The 21,553-nt window shown below is 41.1% G+C and carries 15 protein-coding genes and 1 riboswitch; of the genes, 10 read left to right on the top strand and 5 right to left on the bottom strand.

Translation table 11 applies throughout. The annotated features are described in order from the left end of the window. Window positions 1-164: 164 nt before the first annotated feature. From IL356_RS19255 to IL356_RS19235, 5 genes are all read left to right on the top strand, one after another. On the top strand, window positions 165-1,142 hold the full coding sequence (locus tag IL356_RS19255; RefSeq protein WP_121847872.1) for a pyruvate dehydrogenase complex E1 component subunit beta: 978 nt from the start codon (window positions 165-167) through the stop codon (window positions 1,140-1,142). A gap of 106 nt (window positions 1,143-1,248) precedes the next feature. Beyond that, a complete protein-coding gene (locus IL356_RS19250; RefSeq protein WP_121847873.1) occupies window positions 1,249-3,750 on the top strand; it encodes a DUF5686 and carboxypeptidase-like regulatory domain-containing protein in 2,502 nt (833 codons plus the stop codon). Window positions 3,751-3,952: 202 nt separating this feature from the next. Further along, on the top strand, window positions 3,953-4,480 hold the full coding sequence (locus tag IL356_RS19245) for an inorganic diphosphatase (protein WP_121850614.1): 528 nt from the start codon (window positions 3,953-3,955) through the stop codon (window positions 4,478-4,480). Between the two features lie 109 nt (window positions 4,481-4,589). Then, a complete protein-coding gene (locus IL356_RS19240) occupies window positions 4,590-6,980 on the top strand; it encodes a sodium-translocating pyrophosphatase (RefSeq protein ID WP_121847874.1) in 2,391 nt (796 codons plus the stop codon). Window positions 6,981-7,220: 240 nt separating this feature from the next. Beyond that, window positions 7,221-8,324 (top strand): glycoside hydrolase family 10 protein, encoded by a 1,104-nt coding sequence (locus tag IL356_RS19235; protein WP_121847875.1) that lies wholly within the window; start codon window positions 7,221-7,223, stop codon window positions 8,322-8,324. A gap of 78 nt (window positions 8,325-8,402) precedes the next feature. Here IL356_RS19235 and IL356_RS19230 read toward each other — a convergent pair whose 3' ends face one another. Together IL356_RS19230 and IL356_RS19225 are read right to left on the bottom strand one after the other, a co-directional pair. Next, window positions 8,403-9,344, bottom strand: a complete 942-nt coding sequence (locus IL356_RS19230; RefSeq protein ID WP_121847876.1) for an alpha/beta fold hydrolase — start codon at window positions 9,342-9,344, stop codon at window positions 8,403-8,405. Between the two features lie 275 nt (window positions 9,345-9,619). After that, on the bottom strand, window positions 9,620-10,324 hold the full coding sequence (locus IL356_RS19225; RefSeq protein WP_121847877.1) for an energy transducer TonB: 705 nt from the start codon (window positions 10,322-10,324) through the stop codon (window positions 9,620-9,622). Between the two features lie 189 nt (window positions 10,325-10,513). Between IL356_RS19225 and IL356_RS19220 the strand changes: the two genes are divergently transcribed. Continuing rightward, complete coding sequence (locus IL356_RS19220; protein WP_121847878.1) at window positions 10,514-11,518, top strand: App1 family protein; 1,005 nt, start codon at window positions 10,514-10,516, stop codon at window positions 11,516-11,518. 2 nt (window positions 11,519-11,520) lie between these two features. On the opposite strand, the gene IL356_RS19215 is transcribed toward IL356_RS19220, so the two are convergent. Next, window positions 11,521-12,135 (bottom strand): deoxynucleoside kinase, encoded by a 615-nt coding sequence (locus IL356_RS19215; RefSeq protein ID WP_121847879.1) that lies wholly within the window; start codon window positions 12,133-12,135, stop codon window positions 11,521-11,523. 340 nt (window positions 12,136-12,475) lie between these two features. Between IL356_RS19215 and metK the strand changes: the two genes are divergently transcribed. From metK to IL356_RS19195, 4 genes are all read left to right on the top strand, one after another. Further along, window positions 12,476-13,732 (top strand): methionine adenosyltransferase, encoded by a 1,257-nt coding sequence (gene metK / locus IL356_RS19210; protein ID WP_121847880.1) that lies wholly within the window; start codon window positions 12,476-12,478, stop codon window positions 13,730-13,732. 77 nt (window positions 13,733-13,809) lie between these two features. Further along, window positions 13,810-13,924, top strand: a riboswitch (SAM riboswitch). 115 nt (window positions 13,925-14,039) lie between these two features. After that, on the top strand, window positions 14,040-15,314 hold the full coding sequence (locus tag IL356_RS19205; RefSeq protein WP_121847881.1) for an O-acetylhomoserine aminocarboxypropyltransferase/cysteine synthase family protein: 1,275 nt from the start codon (window positions 14,040-14,042) through the stop codon (window positions 15,312-15,314). 63 nt (window positions 15,315-15,377) lie between these two features. Continuing rightward, on the top strand, window positions 15,378-18,764 hold the full coding sequence (gene thrA, locus IL356_RS19200; RefSeq protein ID WP_121847882.1) for a bifunctional aspartate kinase/homoserine dehydrogenase I: 3,387 nt from the start codon (window positions 15,378-15,380) through the stop codon (window positions 18,762-18,764). 95 nt (window positions 18,765-18,859) lie between these two features. Continuing rightward, window positions 18,860-20,026, top strand: a complete 1,167-nt coding sequence (locus IL356_RS19195; protein ID WP_121847883.1) for a trans-sulfuration enzyme family protein — start codon at window positions 18,860-18,862, stop codon at window positions 20,024-20,026. A gap of 1 nt (window position 20,027) precedes the next feature. On the opposite strand, the gene IL356_RS19190 is transcribed toward IL356_RS19195, so the two are convergent. Further along, window positions 20,028-20,861 (bottom strand): class I SAM-dependent methyltransferase, encoded by an 834-nt coding sequence (locus tag IL356_RS19190; protein ID WP_121847884.1) that lies wholly within the window; start codon window positions 20,859-20,861, stop codon window positions 20,028-20,030. A 36-nt stretch (window positions 20,862-20,897) separates the two neighbouring features. Then, complete coding sequence (locus IL356_RS19185) at window positions 20,898-21,542, bottom strand: hypothetical protein (protein ID WP_121847885.1); 645 nt, start codon at window positions 21,540-21,542, stop codon at window positions 20,898-20,900. Window positions 21,543-21,553: the final 11 nt, after the last annotated feature.

Here is a 21,553-nt window from a genome sequence, read left to right as displayed (position 1 = left end):
TTTAAAATGACCTCACGAAGATACATATTCTTTTCCTAAAATACTATGCATGCATAGTATTTTTTTGTTTCTTTTTTGGGGATTAGGGTAAATGAATTGCCATATATTTTCCTATTTTTGCTTGCCATTTTAGCTAATTAATTAAAAGACACACACCATATCATATGAAGACGTTACAATTTAGGGAAGCCATTGCCGAGGCCATGTCGGAAGAAATGAGAAGAGACGAATCTGTTTATCTAATGGGTGAAGAGGTGGCCGAATATAATGGTGCTTACAAGGCCTCTAAAGGTATGCTTGATGAGTTTGGGCCAAAACGCGTGCTCGATACGCCGATAGCCGAACTTGGTTTTGCAGGTATTGGCGTTGGTTCTACCATGACTGGTAACCGCCCTATAATTGAGTTCATGACCTTCAACTTCGCTTTGGTAGGTATTGACCAAATTATTAACAACGCAGCGAAAATTCGTCAAATGTCAGGTGGTCAGTTCGCTTGCCCGATCGTTTTTCGTGGGCCTACCGCTTCTGCCGGTCAATTGGCAGCTACCCACTCTCAAGCCTTTGAAAGTTGGTATGCCAACTGCCCCGGTTTAAAAGTAGTGGTGCCGAGCAACCCAAAAGATGCGAAGGGGTTGTTGAAATCGGCCATTAGGGATGATGACCCTGTGATTTTTATGGAGTCGGAACAAATGTACGGAGACAAAGGTGAGGTTCCCGAAGGTGAGTACACTATTCCGTTAGGTGTTGCAGATATTAGAAGAGAAGGAAGCGATGTAACTTTAGTTTCTTTCGGAAAGATTATCAAAGAAGCTGACAAGGCGGCAGAAAAATTAGAGGAAGAAGGTATTAGCGTTGAAATAATTGATTTGAGAACTGTTAAGCCACTAGATTACGAAAGTGTTCTGAAATCTGTAAAGAAAACCAATAGGTTGATCATTTTAGAAGAAGCATGGCCATTTGGCAACGTTTCTACCGAGATTACATTTCATGTTCAGAAGCATGCGTTTGATTATTTGGATGCTCCTATCGAAAGAATCAATACAGCCGATACTCCAGCGCCCTATTCTCCAGTATTGTTGGAAGAATGGTTGCCAAATTCAGAAGATGTTGTTAACGCTGTTAAGAAAGTGTTATATAAATAAGCTATACCAATTTGTAAAGGTACTTTTGCTTCGTCGGCCCTGTGGCCGGCGAAGCTTTTTTTATGGTATACTATTTGCTTATACCCCCTGCGAGAATCGTATGTGAATGAAGAGACTCCTTTTACCCCTTTTACTTTTGTTTGCTTTTGTTGCTACTGCCCAGAGTAAGGTCGGAGGTTCGGTTATTGATGAAAACAATGATCCGGTGGCTTTTGCCAATATTCTTTTTAAAAATTCGTACGAAGGCACTATTACCGATGATAACGGTAGCTTTTATCTAGAGTCAGATACCACGCATGATACGTTGGTAGTTTCCTTTATAGGTTATGAAGACCTATTGATACCGTTGACCCAAAAAGTCAACTACAATATGAAAGTTCAGCTCAAAGAGTCGAGCGAACAGTTACAGGAAGTGGTGGTCTTCGCCGGAAAACAATCGAAAAAGAACAATCCCGCAGTTGAGATTCTAAAAAAAATCTGGGCAAAGAAGCGTCAGAACGGGGTGCGTCAGTTCAAGCAATACGCTTACGATAAATATGAAAAAGTAGAGTTCGATCTCAATACGATCGATAGTGCCTTGATGAAAAGAAAGATTTTCAAGGGCCTCGAATTCGTGTTTCAAGATTTAGATACCTCTAGAATCACCGGTAAGACTTATTTGCCCATTTTCTTGAACGAAACCTTCTCGAAGGTTTATGGTGATAATGTCATATCTGAAGAAAAAGAAGATGTTTTGGGCAATAAGAACTCTGGCTTTGATAACAACCAGGCCATCATTGGGTTTATTGCCGATCTGTATCAAGACTATGATATTTATGACAACTATTTGAAATTTTTTGATAAGAGCTTTACCAGTCCGCTTTCAAGAACAGGGGTCGATACGTATAACTATGCCTTACGAGATAGTGCTTTTATCGATAACAAATGGTGTTACAACATTGTATACTATCCCCGAAGAAAAAACGAGCTTACTTTCAAAGGTGATTTTTGGGTAAACGATTCAACCTATGCCATTAAGAACATTAATCTTGAGGTAACTAAAAGTGCCAATATTAACTGGGTTAAAGAAATTTACATTGAGCAAGATTTTGAGGTAGTCAATGATTCTGTCTTTTTGTTGAAGCGTGATTACATGATGAGTGATTTCAGCTTTAGCAAAAAAGAGAAGTCGCGAGGGGTGTATGGTAAGCGTACCACGGTGTACGGTAATTATGAGTTTGATAAAAAGCACCCTCGAGACTTTTACAAGACAGAAAGTAACCCTTACGATCCCATTGTGCAAAACAGGGATAGTTCTTTTTGGTCGAACAATCGTCTTGAGAGTTTAAATAAAGATGAGAAGGGCATTTACCAGTTGTTGGACACCCTAAAAACCGTGCCTAAATTTAAGTCCTATTATAATCTTGTCAGTATTCTAGGTTCCGGCTACGTTGAGATTGATAAATGGAATATGGATGTCGGCTCGGTCTATGACGTTTTTGGCTATAACCAAGCAGAGGGCCCGCGTTTGAGATTGGGTTCCCGAACCTATTTTGGTGAAAACGACCTGTGGAGGCTTGAAGGGTATATGGCCTATGGCTTTAGTGATCAAAAGTTCAAGTACGGCACTTCGGGCAAGTTTCTACTAGATAAAAAATCTCGGTTGATTATCTCCGGTGGTAACCGAAGGGATATTGAGCAATTAGGGGTAAGCTTAACGGCGACTAATGATGTATTGGGCCGTAGTATTGCCTCCTCGTCATTGGTGACAGTTGGTGCGAACAATCGCCTGACCAATATTAACCTCAGTAAGCTTGATTTTGAGATGGAACCTATTACCAATCTTCGTATTGGGGTAGGGGGTACTTTTAGAACTTTAAGCTCCGCCTTGCCTGACGATTTCAGTCTCGATTATATTGACCCGGAAGAGCCATCTGGTATAGCATCAACCATTAGGCAGTTCGATTTTAATGCGCTTTTGATCTACACTCCCGGTAAAAGAACGATTGGTTATGGGGTTGAAAGACGAACTATCAATGACAACTATAGCACGTTGCTTTTGAACTACACCAAAGGTACTGAGGGTATATTTGGTAGTGATTTCGATTATAGCAAGGTGCAATTTGCATATAGTCAGCCATGGCAGATTGGGGGCTTTGGTAGACTATATAGCACCTTAGAAGTTGGTAAGACTTTCGGGGCCGTTCCGTTGGGGTTATTAAATGTTATACCAGGTAACCAAACTTTTTTTTCTAACTATGGTACTTTTCCGAATCTCGACTTTTACGAATTTGTAACGGACACCTATGTGGCCCTTCATCTCCAACATAATTTTAACGGAAGGTTGTTTGCAAGAATACCTTTATTGCGCAAACTAAACCTTCGGGAAGTAGTTGGTCTGCGAGGAGTTTGGGGAACCTTGTCGGATGAGAACATCGCTTTGAGCGCCCCGGCGGCCATCAATACTCCGCTTCAGGCACCTGATGACAAGGTGTACTATGAATATTCGTTCGGTATAGGAAACATCTTTAAGATACTTCGAATCGATTTCAACTTTAGGGGTAATTATCTTGATGCGCCAGATGCGCGACCCTTTAGTATTACCGGAACTTTCGGCTTCGATTTCTAAAGGCTGGTTTTTCGATAAGGCTTCCTCTTGAATGCTGCACTTTTTTCGGTGTTTTCCTCTGTTTTCTAAGTTATTTGCAATTAAATGTCTTGAAATTTAAAAGCCTTGGATTTGTTTCTTGAAAAGCCTCGTTTTTTTGGTCATCGAGCACCTCATGGCTTCCATTTTTCGTACCTTCGCGGCTTTAAACAAATCCACAAAAATGGGAAAGAAAACGAATATAACTTTCGATGTTTTAATAGAAATTCCAAAAGGTAGTAGAAACAAATACGAGTACGATTTTGTCTTGAACAAGATTCGCTTCGACCGTATGCTCTTTTCATCCATGATGTATCCAGGTGATTATGGTTTTGTACCTGAGACCTTGGCCCTTGATAGAGACCCGCTAGACGTTTTGGTAATGGGTACCGAACCTACTTACCCCATGGTAGTGATGGAGGTGAAGCCCATCGGAGTTTTCCATATGACCGATGAAAAAGGTCCCGATGAAAAGTTGATATGCGTTCCCGTTTCCGACCCAATTTGGAGCAATAACAATGATATTAGCGATTTGAATCCTCATAGACTAAAGGAAATCGAGCATTTCTTTCAGGTTTACAAAGACTTAGAGGAAAAGAAAGTTGATACCGGTGGATGGGGCAATGCCGAAGAGGCCGTAAAAATATATCAAGAGTGCGTGAAGCGCTATAATGATAGTGATTTAAAAAAGAAGCGAACTTTTACGATATAGTTAAAATTCCGCTTAGAATATAGCCTTATTATTGATATAATAGGGCTTTTTTTATTTAATTCTATTTTACTACTTTAGGTGCCATTATTTTAACTAAACCAAAGTAATAATGGAATTGATCGTAAAGTTTTTACCGGTATTCGGTGTGCTGGCACTGCTTTTTGTAGTCTGGAAAAATGCTTGGGTAGGCAAGCAGGAAGTTGGCGATGAAAAAATGGCCAGGATCGCTAAAAACATTGCCGATGGGGCAATGTCTTTTCTTAAGGCCGAATATAAAATCTTATCTGTTTTTGTGGTGGCCGTTGCGGTATTGCTTTTCTTTAAAGGCAGCAGCGAAGAAGGCTCTAACGGAATGGTGGCCGTATCGTTTATTGTAGGGGCCATTTGTTCCGCTTTAGCAGGCTTTATTGGCATGAAGGTGGCTACCAAGGCCAATGTAAGAACTACCAATGCCGCTAGAACTTCACTAGGAAAAGCCTTGGAAGTAGCTTTTGCAGGTGGCGCCGTAATGGGGCTCGGTGTAGTAGGTCTAGGAGTTCTCGGACTTAGCGGTCTGTTTATGATTTATAGCGGACAAGGATGGAGTATAGGTGAAGTACTCAACGTACTTTCCGGGTTTTCTCTAGGGGCTTCCTCCATTGCGCTCTTCGCCCGTGTGGGTGGCGGAATTTATACCAAGGCTGCCGATGTCGGGGCCGATTTGGTTGGTAAGGTAGAAGCCGGTATTCCTGAAGATCACCCTTTAAATCCTGCTACCATTGCAGATAACGTTGGAGATAATGTTGGTGACGTGGCCGGAATGGGGGCTGATTTGTTCGAGTCTTATGTAGGTTCTATAATAGGAACGATGGTGCTGGGTGCAGCCTTTGTGCAAATCGATGCTTTTGGTGGTGCATTTGATGGTCTTGGGGCCGTTTATCTTCCTTTGGTCTTGGCTGCTATAGGTATTATCATGTCTATTGTAGGTAGCTTTTTTGTGAAGGTAAAGGAAGGCGGAAATCCTCAAACAGCCTTAAATATTGGTGAGTTTGGTTCTGCAGGTTTGATGTTGGTGGCGTCTTATTTTCTCATTACCATGATGCTTCCGGAAAGCTGGAACCTTGGAGGTGAGTCTTACACTGCCATGGGTGTGTTCTATGCCGTAATAGCCGGTCTTGTAGCTGGTTTAGCAGTAGGTAAGGTAACCGAATATTATACTGGAACGGGTACCAAACCCGTAAACTCCATCGTAAAACAATCTGAAACAGGTTCGGCAACCAATATCATTGCAGGTTTGGGTGTGGGAATGATGTCTACCATGTTCCCTATTCTAATCATTGCTGCGGCTATTATTATTTCGCATATGTTCGCCGGTCTTTACGGTATTGCCATTGCTGCCGTTGGTATGCTTGCCAATACGGGAATTCAGCTGGCCGTTGATGCTTACGGGCCAATTTCCGATAACGCAGGTGGTATTGCAGAAATGTCTGAACTACCTAGTGAGGTGAGAGAACGAACCGATAAATTGGATGCTGTAGGAAATACGACTGCCGCCATAGGTAAAGGTTTCGCGATAGCTTCTGCCGCCTTAACTGCACTGGCATTGTTCGCAGCATTCATGCAAACAGCAAACGTTACGGGCATCGATGTTTCAAAACCAACGGTAATGGCCGGTCTATTAGTGGGCGGTATGTTGCCATTCGTCTTCTCTGCACTATCAATGAATGCTGTGGGTAGGGCAGCCATGGCTATGATTGAAGAGGTACGCCGTCAGTTTAGGGATATTCCCCAGCTGAAAGCGGCCTTGGAAGTAATGCGGCAAGTTGATTCTGATATGTCAAAGGCGACACCCGAACAAAGAGCCATTTTTGATCAGGCCGATGGTCTTGCAGAATACGAAAAGTGTGTGGCCATTTCAACTCAGGCTTCCATTAAAGAAATGGTACTTCCTGGTCTGTTGGCCATTGCGGTACCTGTGGCTGTCGGGTTTTTAGGCGGTGCTGAAATGTTGGGCGGTCTTTTGGCCGGTGTAACGACTTGCGGGGTTTTGATGGCCATATTTCAGTCCAATGCCGGTGGCGCTTGGGATAATGCCAAAAAAATGATTGAAGAACAGGGTAGAAAAGGTACCGACGCGCATAAAGCTGCCGTTGTAGGAGATACCGTTGGAGATCCTTTTAAAGATACCTCGGGACCTTCGCTGAACATTCTCTTAAAATTAATGTCAGTAGTGGCATTGGTAATTGCGCCTAGTATAGCCAATGACGTTTCGGGAATGGCTGGCGATATTGACAAAAAGGAGATAAAAATAGAGATGCAGACCGAACAGAAAGACGGGCTTGCTGAAGCGACCATTGCATATACCAAAGTGGTCAACGGACAAAAGTTCAGCGAAGAGAAAACATTTTCCGGTAGTTCTGAAGAGGTAAAAAAACAGTTAAAGGAATTTGAGAATCAGGCTAATACTGAAAAAGGCTCTGATGTAGAAATAACTATTGAAAGTATTGATGTTCGTAAGTGAACATCCTCAACTTGAACATGTGAGAAAGGCTGCCTACGGGTAGCCTTTTTTATTTCTGATGATTCCGGTTACGACGGGTGGGTAATTCTTAAAAACTTGGCTTTTACTTTTTGGTTTTTATATTTTTCAAAGGGTAGGATGGTGGTTTCGTAATAATGCGACATTATACCAAATTACAGGACCGACGAAAAGCAGTAAAACCTTTGTATTGCTTAAATTTGGCAGCCTTAAAACATACTTATGAAAAAACTTTTTCTTCCCCTATTAGTACTTCTTTCCATTTATGCCAATTCTCAGGCCACCAAGGTCCCCGTTTATGCATGGGTCGGTGGTCCGGGAAAAGCCACAGATAAAGAACTTCAAGAACAATTTGCAGATTTTAAGGAAAAAGGTATCGATGGCCTAATGTACAGCGGTGGACACGACCCAGAAACTTACAAAAGAGTGGGTAAGTTCGTGAAAGAGGCGGGTTTGGAATTCCATACTTGGATTCCGACCATGATTCAGGGAGACCCAAAAATTAAACCGGAATGGTATGGCGTAAGTGGCAAAGGAGAATCTACCTATGAGGTGCAGCCATATACTTCTTACTATAAATTTATGTGCCCTAATAAAAAAGGGGTTAGAAAGTATTTAAAGGACTTATATACGGGAGTTGCCGAAGTTGATGAGGTAGACGGAATTCATTTAGACTACATACGCTTTCCCGATGTGATTTTGGCGCGTGGGCTTTGGGAAAAGTACGGTTTGATTCAAGATCGCGAATATCCAGAATATGATTTTTGCTATTGCGATACCTGTACTTCTGATTTTAAAAAGAAAAGTGGTATCGATATCACCAAAGTTGATGATCCATCTACGGTTCATGAATGGAAGGAATACAGATATAACGTAATCACCGGTTTGGTGAATGAAATAAAGGAAGCCGTTCATAAAAAAGGTAAGAAAGTTAACGCTGCAGTTTTCCCTGGCCCGACGGTTTCTAAAAAACTGGTTCGTCAAGAATGGAACAATTGGGGTTTAGATGCTTATTACCCAATGAACTACAATGACTTTTATATGGCCAATACCTTATGGATTGGTAGTCAGGTAAAAGAAGAAGTGAAAGCGGCAGGTGATACGCCCGTCTATAGTGGTCTTTTTATTTGCCCAAGACCATGGAACAAGGCCAGTGAGAAAGACCCTGAGGGTCACGGACTCTTACCGGAAGAATTAGGTGATGCCATTAAGGAATCGATGGAGAATGGTGCCGCGGGAATATGTCTTTTTACACCGGGTAGAATGACCGATGCCCATTGGGCCGCTTTTAACGAAGCTATTTATAAAGATTATTCGAAAGAATAAGGTTTGGTCTTCTGACTATTACGGAAAACAAAAAAGGCATCTGAACAGATGCCTTTTTTTGGTAGCCTTTTTTAAGAATTATTCTTCTAAAAATGCTGTCATTTTCTCATTGACCACTGCTGCTTGGTCGATGGATAAAAAATGGCCCGCATTGGGTATGATTTCACCCTTTCCTTTGGGCAATCTGTTCGCAATTCTAACAGTTTTTCGTTCATTGATAATATCGTCATCCCCGATTAAAACTAAAACAGGCATTTGTAAAGACTCTAGTTCTTTGGTAGAAAAGGGTTGCATATTGGTTATGAACTTGTTCTCTGATTCTCTTTCCAAACCTAGCTTGTATTGTTCCAAATAAGTATCGCTAATGTTAGATACGTTGGTCGACATGCTTTCCAAACTTTGTGCAATTTGTTTTTCTTTGGAGGAGAGAAGCGTAACGATGTTTTTGAACAAATCTAAACTGGGGCGGATCCAAGTAAAGGTTTGAGCCGGGCTCAGCAATATCATGCTTTTTATCTTTTGTTGATTGCTCAACGCTAAATTCACCGCTAGCCATCCTCCTCTCGATGCTCCGATGAGGTGAAAGCTATCAAGCTCTAGAACAAATAAAATCTCTTTGTACCAAGCGGTAACCTTTTCAACACTTTCAACATCGTCGTAAAGATGCGATTTGCCCGGTTCTAATAGAAAGTCAATGGCGAAAATGCGGTGATTTTGGGTCAGTGCTTTTATATTGGGGTACCACATGGTAGAACTGGCATTCATGCCGTGCAGTAGAACCACGGGCTCTCCATTTTTTGGGCCGCTTACAATGACATGGGCAATGCCATCGGTGGTAGGTATATACAATTCTTCAAAATCAACATCCCATAATTGTAAGGTTTTGTTGTATGCCTGATAGTATGTAGAATCTAGAGGAGAAGCTTTTGTAATGTAATCAGGTACTTTTTTGTATTCTGCATACTTATCTGTGCAACTTATGAAGGCGACGAATATCGTCAATACTAAAATTGGCCTCATTCGGGGGATTTATAAGGAATGCAAATTTGAGGACTTGCGGTTAGACTATCAAAAATTGGGGGCGAAAGTATGACTCTTTCGATTAAATGAAGCGGTGTCGGATTCAGAAATTTAAATATGATCTTCTTAATCTCAAGAAGATACTTTTTCGATTGTCTCAAACTTTTTGCCAAACACTAATATGCATTCTTCTTAAAAACAGCACTATTTGTTGTTTCCGAACTAAATTGATCAGGCGATATCCAATAAAAAAGCTGCCTTGGCAGCCTCTTTAGTTATTGTAATTGAAAGGTAATGGGTATGCTAAATGGTACTCTTACCGAACGGTCGCGTTGCTTTCCCGGGGTCATCTTAGGTAGCTTGTCAAGAATGCGTTTTGCTTCGGCTTCCAGTGTTTTGTCCGGTCCCCGCATTTGAATTTCGCCGATAGTGCCATCTTTTTCTATGACGAACATAGTGCTTACTCTTCCTTCAATCCCCATTTCTTGTGCGATTTCGGGGTATCTAAAGTGTTTTTTAATATGCTTCATCATCATTTCTTGAAAGCAGGCTCTTTTATCCTTTTCCTTCTCGCATCCCGGAAAAACGGGCACCTCCTCAATAGAAATAAATGGGATGGTTTCAGGTTCATCAACTTCCATTACTTCAACGTCCGTGACCTGTAAGACTTCCTCATTTTGGTCTGTTTCGGTAGATGCCATTTCGGTTTCCATTACCTCTTCGTCATCTTCAATGATTTCAATAATCGGTGGTGCCTGAATCGGAGGTGGCGGGGGTGGAGTCTTTATATGTATCGTTATGGGTACATCTTCCACCAAATCATCGCTAATGTTCATCGAAATGTCATAGTCATAGGTCTTGTCGTAAGTTTTCCATTCAAAAGCCATTAAGGTTATGGCAAGTACCAATAGCAGGGAAAGTAAAAAATACAAGTTTCTGTTGCGATTAATATCGACATTTTGGTTTTTCTTGGGTTCCATCTTTTTCGTTTTAGGGTTTCTGATAATCTAAAACTATATGGTAACTATCATTTATAAAACCACTAATGAGGCAACTACTCTTTTCATTTAGGGAAAGAACTTTTTGCACATAAAGTATTTGGTCGAATTACGATATTTGTTAAATGAATCGGGTTCGCTTCTTTTGCGGTTTGCCGCTAATTTTGATTTATGGCATTTTTCGGTACTAAAGACAAACTACAGATAATCGGTTTTCAGGGTTATGGCACAGATAGCCATTTTTATGCTCGTGGAAGGGCGCTTGAAGATGAACAAATAGACTTAGAGCAAAAAGGGGTACTCAATTTAATCTGGAACACCTACAAGAGATTCGAGACCGATGAAGTCAAAAATACGAAGGTAACCATCACCTTGCCCGATGATCAAAAGATTCAGGGGCAGACCGATAATGCAGGTTATTTTAAAATGAAGGCCGATTTGAGAGATTTAAGAGAGTTGACCAATTCTGAGGGTTGGTTGTCTTATGAAGTGTCTTTTAATGATAACTCTCTTAAACGCGAAATTCTTCATCAAAACCGATTTCCGGGCGAAATGTTGATTCCTTTTTCGAGAGCAAAATTTGGTGTGATCAGCGATATTGATGATACCATTTTACACACTGGTGTTGTTTCTTCTTTAAAATGGAAGGTCATCTTCAATACCGTATTCAAAACAGTGGCAAAACGGACTCCCTTGGCGGGTGCTGCCGAATTTTACCAGATGCTGCATCAAGGTAAGTCTGGTGACGAGGCCAACCCAATTTTTTATGTCAGCCATAGCCCGTGGAATATGTACCGCTACCTAGAGTTGTTTCTAAAGCAGAACAGTTTCCCAAAAGGACCCATTCTTTTGCGTAGCTTTCCTTTCTTTGGAAGAAAAAGAGTAGAGGGTGAGAAGCCGCAGAAGCAAAAGGAAATACTTAATATTTTAAAGACCTATCCTAACTTGTCATTCATTCTTATTGGCGATAGCGGTGAGCATGATGCCGATATTTATAAGGAAATAGCAGAACTCTATCCCGATCAAATCGCTGCCATCTATTTAAGAAGCGTTTCGCATAAGAAAAAAATGGAACGCGTAAGAGGCCTCTTCGAAGGTTACAAGACCACACCCGTTCTACTTGTAGAAAGTAGTGAGCAGGCAATTGAGCATGCCAAAGAAAATAACTTTATCTAAATTTAAAAGAGGCCGTTGATTTGCGCGTCGATTCGGTTGATGATAGACCCGAGGTCTTCTGGGTTGCTCACAAAATCAAGGTCGTCTACATCAATAATTAGAAGGTTGCCTTTTTTGTAGTCATGGATCCAAGCCTCGTACCTTTCGTTAAGGCGGCTTAGATAATCTATTGATATGCTGTTTTCGTATTCTCGTCCGCGTTTATGAATCTGCTTGACCAAATTAGGAATGGAGCTTCTCAGGTAAATAAGAAGGTCGGGCGGTTGTACAAGACTTTCCATCAGTTCAAAAAGACTTTTGTAATTGTTAAAGTCTCTATTGGTCATCAGGCCCATGGCATGTAGGTTGGGTGCAAAGATGTACGCATCTTCGTATATGGTACGGTCTTGAATGGTATTTTTTCCACTCTCCCGTATTTGCAGTATCTGGCGATATCGATGGTTTAGAAAGTAAATTTGGAGGTTAAAGCTCCATCGCTCCATCTGCGTATAGAAATCATCGAGGTAAGGGTTGTCAACCACGTCTTCAAAATTGGCTTCCCATTTATAGTGCTTGGCCAAAAGCCTTGTTAAGGTGGTTTTTCCGGCGCCGATATTTCCGGCTACTGCAATATGCATAGATTAGTTGCTTTTTGAGTTGAGATTTTCTCTATACTAGATACGAAGGCACAAGATACAAAGGATCCCGTGCAAGGTAAAAATATTGTTTCTAAAAAATCCTTATGATAATTTTAATACGCACTTTTGACTTAAAATTTTTATTTCTAGGTTAAAGATGTAATTTTGCCCCTGATTATAAAAAGAGGAAGGATTTGACTGATTGCAACCTCTTGTTGTCACAACCGAAAATAAGGTTAGTTCGCTGGCAACATAAAAAATGCTAAAGCAGTTGGCAGCTATTTTACCTGTCATACTTCTTTAGGAATATCTTCAAATCCTTCAAAAAATAAAGAAGTATATGTCATATCTTTTTACATCTGAATCAGTAAGTGAAGGGCACCCAGATAAGGTGGCCGACCAAATTAGTGACGCATTGTTAGACCATTTTCTGGCTTTTGACCCAGAAAGTAAGGTAGCATGTGAAACCTTGGTAACCACAGGTCAAGTAGTCTTGGCAGGTGAGGTGAAAAGCGATACCTATTTAGATGTGCAGAATATAGCACGCGATGTTATCAATAAAATCGGTTATACGAAAGGTGAATACCAGTTTAGCGGAGACTCTTGCGGTGTCATATCATTGATTCATGAGCAATCGCAAGACATTAGTCAAGGTGTGGATCGTGGGGAAAAGGAACAACAGGGTGCCGGTGACCAGGGAATGATGTTCGGATACGCTACCAATGAAACGGAAAATTATATGCCGTTGGCTTTGGATATTTCCCATAAAATTCTTCAAACCTTGGCCGATTTGCGCAGAGAGGGCTCCGAAATCAGTTATTTGAGGCCTGATGCCAAAGCACAAGTGACCATTGAATATTCAGATGATAATGTACCGGTGAGAATCGATACAATAGTTGTTTCTACCCAACATGATGCATTTGATGCCGATGATGAGGTGATGCTTGCAAAAATCAAAAAAGACATCATCAATATTTTGATACCTAAAGTAAGGGCTCAGCTATCGGAAAGTATTCAGGTGCTTTTTGATGACGACATCAAATACCACATCAACCCTACAGGTAAGTTTGTGATAGGCGGCCCGCATGGCGATACAGGCCTTACCGGTAGAAAGATTATTGTTGATACCTACGGGGGTAAAGGTGCCCACGGTGGAGGCGCTTTTAGTGGAAAAGATCCGAGCAAGGTCGATAGAAGTGCTGCCTATGCCTCTCGCCATATTGCAAAGAACTTGGTCGCTGCCGGAGTTGCCGATGAGGTTTTGGTGCAGGTGAGCTATGCCATCGGCGTTGTTGAACCTACCTCTATTTTCATTGATACCTATGATACATCAAAGATCGGTTTAAGCGATGGTGAAATTGCCAAAAAGGTAGCTCAGTTATTTGATATGCGCCCATTTGCCATCGAAGAAAGATTAAAGCTTAGAAACCCAATTTATCTTGAGTCTGCCGCTTACGGCCACATGGGCAAAGAGCCCCAGACCGTAACCAAGGTTTTTGAATCGCCTTACAACGGTAAGGTAGAAAAAGAGGTAGAATTATTTACTTGGGAAAAGCTGGATAGGGTAGAAGAAGTTAAGAAATTGTTTAATCTCTAATTTTTTTCGGAAATAAGCGGAATTTTAATTTCCGGTACATATATTTGTTTTTCCAAAAAGTTCAAACACGTATTGAATAGTTATCAAGAAAGGTGGAGGGAATAGACCCTTTGATACCTTAGCAACCCTTTGCCAAAATAGGTAGAGAAGGTGCTACGTTCTAACCTAAAATTATTTTGGGGCAGATAACGCAACAGATTACTCCCGTAATTTTTCCGCTTTCTTATAACTTTTTAATTGAACCTTGATGAACAATCATCTAGGGTTTGGATTTTTTAGTATTCGTACAACTTAAAAATCAACAACTATGAGTGAGCTCAACTTTTCTACAAATGCCCTGCACGCGGGCCATGATACTGCTGAAACAAGTGGTACACGTGCGGTGCCAATTTATCAGACCTCTTCTTACGTGTTCAATAACACAGACCACGCCGCGAACCTGTTTTCTTTGGCAGAGCTGGGTTTTATTTACACACGCTTGAACAATCCTACCAATGAAATTCTTCAAAAGCGTTTAGCTGCTGTAGAGGGTGGTATTGGTGCCGTGGTATTTTCATCAGGGGCGGCTGCCATTTCAACCGGTCTTATGACTTTATTGAAGGCAGGTGACCACATCGTGGCCTCCAGCAGTTTGTATGGTGGCACCTTCAATCTGTTGAACGTAACATTACCACGTTTAGGTATCACAACAACCTTTGTTGATGCTAGTGATCCAGAAAATTTTGGTAAGGCAGTTCAAGATAATACACGGGCCATCTTTGTCGAATCTTTGGGCAACCCTAAATTAGATGTATTGGACCTGAAAGCTATTTCCGAACAGGCTAAAGCTGCGAAGGTTCCTTTTATTGTTGACAATACAGTAGCTACACCCGCTCTTTTAAATCCGATAGAGTATGGGGCCAACATAGTTATCCATTCCCTTACCAAATATATCGGCGGGCAAGGTACCTCTTTGGGAGGGGCCATTATCGATGCTGGAACGTTCGATTGGGGCAATGGTAAATTTCCTGAATTTACCGAACCATCTGCCGGTTATCATGGCTTGGTCTATCATGAAACTTTAGGTGCGGCTTCTTACACCTTTAAACTGATTTTAGAAGGCCTTCGCGATTTCGGCGGAGCGTTAAGTCCGTTCAATGCATTTCAGATAATTCAAGGTCTGGAGACTTTGAATGTACGTATAAAACAACATAGCACCAATGCCCTTGAGTTGGCCGAATGGTTAGAGGGCCGTGATGAGGTATCATGGGTGAACTATCCAGGTCTTAAAAGCAGTGAGTATTATGACTTGGCCCAACAATATTTGCCTAAGGGACAAAGTGGGTTGGTAACCTTTGGTATAAAAGGGGGCTTTGAAGCGGCAAAGAAATTTACCGATGCTACCAAAATATTTTCATTGTTGGCGAACATTGGTGATACCAAATCTTTGATTATTCACCCGGCCAGTACAACCCACCAACAGCTAAATGAAGAACAGCAATTGGGTGCCGGTGTCAGCCAAGATTTGATTCGTCTTTCAGTTGGGTTAGAAGATATTGAAGATTTAAAAGCTGATTTGGCGAATGCCTTTGCTTCGCTGTAATCAAAATAGATAATAAAAATATGGCCCGACCCTATGTTGGTCGGGCCAACTTTAAAGAGAGGTATGCTCCATCATCTTAAAATAAATAATTACATCACCTTGGGTCAGGTTTCCCAAGATATTGAACTTTCCTATCAACTATTCGGGCAAGCGCTTCACAGTGCCCCGATTGTTCTTGTCAACCATGCATTAACGGGTAATTCAAATGTTACCGGCGATGGTGGGTGGTGGTCTGCGCTTATTGGAGAAGGTAAGTGTATCGACACGAACAAATACACTATCCTTTCGTTCAATATTCCTGGTAATGGCCATGACAAGTTTGTCATCGATAACTATAAAGATTTTGTGGCAGGCGATATGGCCCGTATTTTTCTTTTAGGATTGGAGCAACTGGAGATTAAAAGGCTTTACGCAATAATCGGTGGTTCATTGGGTGGTGGAATCGCCTGGGAAATGGCAGCACTTAACCCAAGAATTACAGAACATTTGATTCCTGTTGCCTCCGATTGGAAATCTACCGACTGGCTAATAGCCAATTGCCAAATTCAAGAACAGTTTTTGGTCAATTCTAAACAACCGGTTCATGATGCCCGTATGCATGCAATGCTTTGTTATAGAACACCTGAATCATTCAAGGAGCGTTTTAAACGAAGTACCAATGAAGAATTACAGGTTTTCAATGTTGAAAGTTGGTTAATGCATCACGGCGAAAAGCTTCAAGAGCGTTTTCAACTCTCGGCGTATAAGTTGATGAACCAGCTTTTGAAGACCATCGATATTATGAGAAATGGCGATAAGAACTTTATCGACCTTCAAAATAGCGATACCAATATACACATCATTGGGGTCGATTCTGACCTGTTCTTTACAGCTAAAGAAAATAAAGAAACGTATAAGCAATTGGCTCAAGCCAATAGTAATGTAACCTATGGCGAAGTTCATTCTTTGCACGGCCACGATGCATTTTTAATCGAATTCGATCAAATGGAGCAGCTGTTGGATCCCATTTTTAGGAGAAACGGCAAGTCTAATAGGTTAAAAGTACTCAAGTTTGGGGGTAAATCGTTGGCTAATGGCGAAGGTCTAGGCCGCGTTTTAGATATCATCACCAAAAAGGTAAACGATGGTGAAAATATAGCCGTTATTCTATCGGCTCGAGGTAAGGCCACCGACCAGCTTGAAAATTTACTTGACAAAGCAGCTTCAGGACAAAACTATCATAAAGATTTTGAGGCCTTTGAAAAATACCAACAGCATACGTTTAAGAATGTCAATCTTTCCAATGAATTAAAAGAATTGGCGAAGCTGTTGGAAGGTGTGTCCCTTTTAGGTGATTACAGCTTGAAAATCAAGGATCAGGCTTTGTCTTTTGGGGAGCTTATTTCTGCAAAATTGGTAACAAAGCTCTTGATAGGCAGAGGCATTTCAGCTGAGTTTCTAGATTCAAGAACTGTATTGAAAACAGATTCAAACTTTGGGGATGCAGCCGTGAACGAAGCGCAATCAAAAGAGAATGTATTGCGACATTTTGCGCATTTGGAGAAGCAGACGGTTCCGGTTATTACTGGCTTCATTGCTTCTGACGATAAAGGTGATACAACTACTTTAGGGAGAAATGGTAGTAATTATTCTGCTGCCTTGTTCGCTAATTTTTTAAACGCTGATGAGCTTCAAAACTACACCCATGTAGATGGTATTTTTACGGCAAACCCTGATTTGGTTTCCGATGCAAAGCGCATTGCCAATCTTAGTTATGGTGAGGCGAATGAACTCGCGAATTTTGGTGCGACCATTTTGCATGCCAAGACAATCATCCCATTAATTGAAAAGAACATTCCGCTACGCATTTTAAATACCTTCAATGATGATAACGAGGGTACTTTGATCAGTGCAAAAAGCGAGAAAGGAGGTATTAAATCATTATCCGTCATCGAAAATGTTTCCCTTATTAATTTAGAAGGTAGGGGCCTCTTGGGCAAAGTGGGTATCGATGCGAGAATATTCAGGTCGTTGGAGCAAAACAATATTAGTGTCAGTATTGTATCTCAGGGCTCTTCTGAACGGGGTATCGGTCTAGTAGTTGATTCGAACAAGGCGCAAAGGGCCAAAAAGGCTTTGGATGCCGAATTCGCAGGCGACTATGAGACCCGAGATATCAACATGATTACGGTTCAAAACGAAGTTTCGGTCATATCGGTGGTCGGTCAAGATTTGAGCACCTTTCACCGCCCGTTCAATGCCTTGATAAAGAATCAAGTGGTTCCGTTACTGTTTAACAATACTGTATCGGGGAAAAATGTGAGTTTGGTCGTGAAAAAATCAGATTTGCATAAGGCCATTAACGTCATGCACGGCCAGATTTTCGGAATCAGCAAAAAGGTGAATTTGGCCATCTTCGGTCATGGTAATGTTGGCGGAACATTGATTGGTCAAATTCTGCGGTCTAAAAAAACCATCGAAAAGCGCAAGGGTATTGACCTCAATGTATTTGCCGTAGCCAATTCACGAAAAGTATTGCTAGAGCGTAAGGGAATACCTAAAACTTGGAAAACGGCTTTAGAGGAAAAAGGAGTGTCTTATACCTATGCCGATGTTATCGACTATGCCAAGAGAAACCATCTTGAAAACTTAATTGCTGTAGATAACACAGCCAATGAAGACTTTGTGGCCAATTATTTTGAATTTGTCGAGAATGGTTTCGATTTGGTATCGTCGAACAAAATTGCCAATACATTAGGGTTTGATTTTTATCAACTTCTACGGGAAGAACTAGGTAAGCACCAAAAGCAATACCTCTATGAAACTAACGTAGGGGCCGGTCTTCCATTGATTGATACTATTAAACTATTGCATCTTTCGGGTGAGAACATCACCCAAATAAAAGGGGTGTTTTCAGGGTCGCTGAGTTATATTTTTAATACGTTCTCAGAATCTGATAAACCGTTTTCCGCTATTTTACTAGATGCGATGAAGAAAGGTTTTACAGAGCCCGATGCGCGTGAAGATTTATCGGGTAATGATGTTGGTAGAAAACTTTTGATTTTAGCCAGAGAACTAGATTTGAGCAATGAATTTTCCGATATCAGTATTAATAATCTTATTCCCGAAGATTTAAGGGAAGGCTCGGTGGATGATTTTCTTGAAAATTTAGATGTCCTGGATGCTAAGTTTAGCGAAATAAAGAAAAACCAAAAACCAGGACATGTTTTGCGTTATGTTGGTGATCTGCATGGTGACCTTCAAAAAGAAAAGGGAATTTTGGAAGTGAAATTGGTTTCCGTGCCTAAAGAAAGCGCTCTAGGTCAGGTAAAAGGTTCCGATTCGATCATTGAAATTTATACGGAGTCGTATGGCAAAAACCCCTTAGTCATACAAGGTGCCGGCGCAGGTGCTGCGGTGACCGCCAGGGGTGTTTTTGGAGATATTTTAAGAATTGCCGAGAAAGGATAGAGTGTAGGAGTTTTGAGTCAAAACTTCTTGGCTAAGAAGTGATTTTGACGAAACGCCATTCATCCGCAAAAAAGAAAAGAAACAAATAAGAAGAAATGAGTAATACTAAATTCGAAACGAAAGCGATAAGAACCCAATTGAACAGGTCTGAAAACCTTGAGCATTCCGTGCCAATGTACGTAACCTCAAGTTTTGTTTTTGAAGATGCAGAAGATATGAGGGCTTCATTCGCTGAAGAAAAAGAACGAAATATCTATTCTCGTTATTCCAACCCCAACTCATCAGAATTTATAGAAAAGGTATGTTTGATGGAGGGAGCGGAAGATGGTTTTGCGTTCGCATCGGGCATGGCCGCTGTTTTTTCGACTTTGGCCGCCTTGCTGAACAGCGGAGACCATGTGATTTCTTCAAGAAGTATTTTTGGTTCTACGCATTCTCTTTTTAATAATTTCTTTCCGAAGTGGAATATTGGCCATTCTTATTTTAAATGCGGTGAAGAAGATAAAATTGAGGGATTGATTACGCCGAACACCAAGATTCTCTATGCGGAAACCCCAACCAACCCTGGGGTAGATGTTTTAGATTTGGAATATTTGGGTAAAATCGCCAAAAAGCATCAGTTAATATTAATAATCGATAACTGTTTTGCTTCCCCCTATTTGCAACAGCCGATTAAGTTTGGTGCCGATTTGGTGATTCACTCCGGTACCAAATTGATGGATGGTCAGGGTCGTGTATTGGCAGGTATTACCGTGGGTAGTAAAGAATTGGTCGATAAGGTATATCGTTTTTCTAGAATTACAGGTCCGGCTTTGTCCCCATTTAATGCATGGGTGCTTTCAAAAAGCTTAGAGACCTTAGCGGTTCGAGTTGATAGGCACTGCGAGAATGCTTTAAAATTGGCCGAGTTCTTAGAGGGGCATGAAAAAGTGAATTGGGTAAGGTATCCGTTCTTAAAATCGCACCCTAAGCATGAGGTTGCTAAAAAACAGATGAAGGCGGGTGGTTGTGTCGTGGCATTTGAGGTCAAGGGTGGCCTTGAAGCGGGCCAGAAGTTCTTTAACTCTATAAAAATGCTATCTCTATCTGCCAATCTAGGTGACTCAAGAAGTATTGTGACGCACCCTGCTTCAACAACGCATAGTAAGCTGTCGGTAGAAGAAAGAGCAGAAACGGGTATAACCGATGGAACCGTACGTGTATCGGTCGGTTTGGAACATATCGATGATATTATTGCCGATATTCAACAAGCCTTGGGCTAATCTAGTTTTTTTGCACGGCAATCATCATATGGGGGCTGAAGGGTAGTAGGTATTCGTCGTTTTCGGTAATGGCAACCAGCTCTTGAAGGGTTTTCTTGTTTTTGCCGTGCAACATACTTGAAAAATAATCTTTGTCGAGCCATGCCATTCCCTCTACGGCATGTAGGTTTAAAAACTTTAGGTCAGCCGATGAGAACTCTTTTTTCAGTTCGTCAGGTCGATGGTAATATGCTTCCGCCAAGAGACCCGGAAAATTTTTTGGCGGATTGTGAATGCTTTTGGTGAGCTCTTCTTTGCACATTTTAAAGAAACTTTGGTCATGTATGAATCCGTTTAAGAGGCCCACTAGTGTAGAAGCCGTATAATTGATGGCGAAGCCTAAAATGATTCCTCCGGGTTTCAGCACCCTTTTAGCTTCCATTATGGTTTGAATGCGGTCTTCATGTTTCTGAAGATGGTACAAGGGCCCGTGTAGAATGACCATGTCGGCGAACCCGTTTTTGATATCCAGTTTTCTCGATTCCCCAGAAATTACTGTAAATGGGTTTTCTAATTTCTTCGCCCTTTTATTGGCTAACTTGAGGTGTTTCGGTACGGGCTCGATTAAATACAGTTGATGATTTAATTCAGCCAACCACTCAGAATACTTTCCCGTACCCCCGCCAACATCTATAATCGTTTGTTCTCTAGATTCTAGGTACTTGGTGATAAGATCTTTAATTCTTTCGAATTCGAAAATTCCCATACCTTTTTCCAATCGGGTCTCTTCGCTAGCTTCATTGTAAAAAGACTCAATTTTGTTACTTATCAATTGACGTTTTTGATTTTTGCTCATGTAGTCGCTTCGTGGGTGAATAGATTTACGGGTAGGTTACTTATCGGCCAAATGTTTTGATTGTATTTCGGTAGCCACTTCATGCGCGATGGTCACTAATAATTCGGCAAACTCAGCAACGCCTTCCAAGGCATCTTCTAGATAGATGTATTTGCCCTGAAGTTGATTGGAATCTGGTTGGTAGAAATGCTCCATACCTTGGTCATATTCGGCCGTAATGTACTGGTCATAAAAAGTGTTATAGTCTTCAATGGTCTGCAGAAAATTTTGATGTACCGTATTGAAACGCGTCACCTTTTTAAAGATTTCAATATCAACATCTTTCAATAGACCGCTTTGAACAAATGAGTTGATGATGGGCACCTTCCAGTAATCACCATAAAGTATGGTCTTGACAGGAATTTTCTTTTGTCCTATCAAACTGTCTGACTGTTTGTCTAAATTCAAGAAGAACTGAACAAAGCCTTTTTCGTTTTCTCTTTTTCCCGATTCGTAGAATGCATTAAGATCCTCATAAATGGCTGTGTAGATTTCCCTTTTTTTTCTTTCTTCCGTTTTACTTTCTTGGTAATTATTAAGCCAAAAGGCCAAGAAGACACCAACAAAAACAACCAGAAATTCAAAGAAATATCTATACAACTGCGGTAAATATTTTCGATAGGCAACAAACTTTTGACCCATGGTTTGTGGTT

It is taken from the genome of Euzebyella marina, from assembly GCF_014855515.1.
In the GTDB taxonomy this organism is placed as follows: domain Bacteria; phylum Bacteroidota; class Bacteroidia; order Flavobacteriales; family Flavobacteriaceae; genus Euzebyella; species Euzebyella marina.
This window is presented reverse-complemented; position numbering and strand designations above follow the sequence as displayed.

What these genes read in the sequence shown, in the direction of transcription:
- IL356_RS19255 (WP_121847872.1), top strand. Translation starts at nt 165, where the DNA reads ATGAAGACGTTACAATTTAGGGAAGCCATTGCCGAGGCCATGTCGGAA.
- IL356_RS19250 (WP_121847873.1), top strand. Translation starts at nt 1,249, where the DNA reads ATGAAGAGACTCCTTTTACCCCTTTTACTTTTGTTTGCTTTTGTTGCT.
- IL356_RS19245 (WP_121850614.1), top strand. Translation starts at nt 3,953, where the DNA reads ATGGGAAAGAAAACGAATATAACTTTCGATGTTTTAATAGAAATTCCA.
- IL356_RS19240 (WP_121847874.1), top strand. Translation starts at nt 4,590, where the DNA reads ATGGAATTGATCGTAAAGTTTTTACCGGTATTCGGTGTGCTGGCACTG.
- IL356_RS19235 (WP_121847875.1), top strand. Translation starts at nt 7,221, where the DNA reads ATGAAAAAACTTTTTCTTCCCCTATTAGTACTTCTTTCCATTTATGCC.
- IL356_RS19230 (WP_121847876.1), bottom strand. Translation starts at nt 9,344, where the DNA reads ATGAGGCCAATTTTAGTATTGACGATATTCGTCGCCTTCATAAGTTGC.
- IL356_RS19225 (WP_121847877.1), bottom strand. Translation starts at nt 10,324, where the DNA reads ATGGAACCCAAGAAAAACCAAAATGTCGATATTAATCGCAACAGAAAC.
- IL356_RS19220 (WP_121847878.1), top strand. Translation starts at nt 10,514, where the DNA reads ATGGCATTTTTCGGTACTAAAGACAAACTACAGATAATCGGTTTTCAG.
- IL356_RS19215 (WP_121847879.1), bottom strand. Translation starts at nt 12,135, where the DNA reads ATGCATATTGCAGTAGCCGGAAATATCGGCGCCGGAAAAACCACCTTA.
- metK (WP_121847880.1), top strand. Translation starts at nt 12,476, where the DNA reads ATGTCATATCTTTTTACATCTGAATCAGTAAGTGAAGGGCACCCAGAT.
- IL356_RS19205 (WP_121847881.1), top strand. Translation starts at nt 14,040, where the DNA reads ATGAGTGAGCTCAACTTTTCTACAAATGCCCTGCACGCGGGCCATGAT.
- thrA (WP_121847882.1), top strand. Translation starts at nt 15,378, where the DNA reads ATGCTCCATCATCTTAAAATAAATAATTACATCACCTTGGGTCAGGTT.
- IL356_RS19195 (WP_121847883.1), top strand. Translation starts at nt 18,860, where the DNA reads ATGAGTAATACTAAATTCGAAACGAAAGCGATAAGAACCCAATTGAAC.
- IL356_RS19190 (WP_121847884.1), bottom strand. Translation starts at nt 20,861, where the DNA reads ATGAGCAAAAATCAAAAACGTCAATTGATAAGTAACAAAATTGAGTCT.
- IL356_RS19185 (WP_121847885.1), bottom strand. Translation starts at nt 21,542, where the DNA reads ATGGGTCAAAAGTTTGTTGCCTATCGAAAATATTTACCGCAGTTGTAT.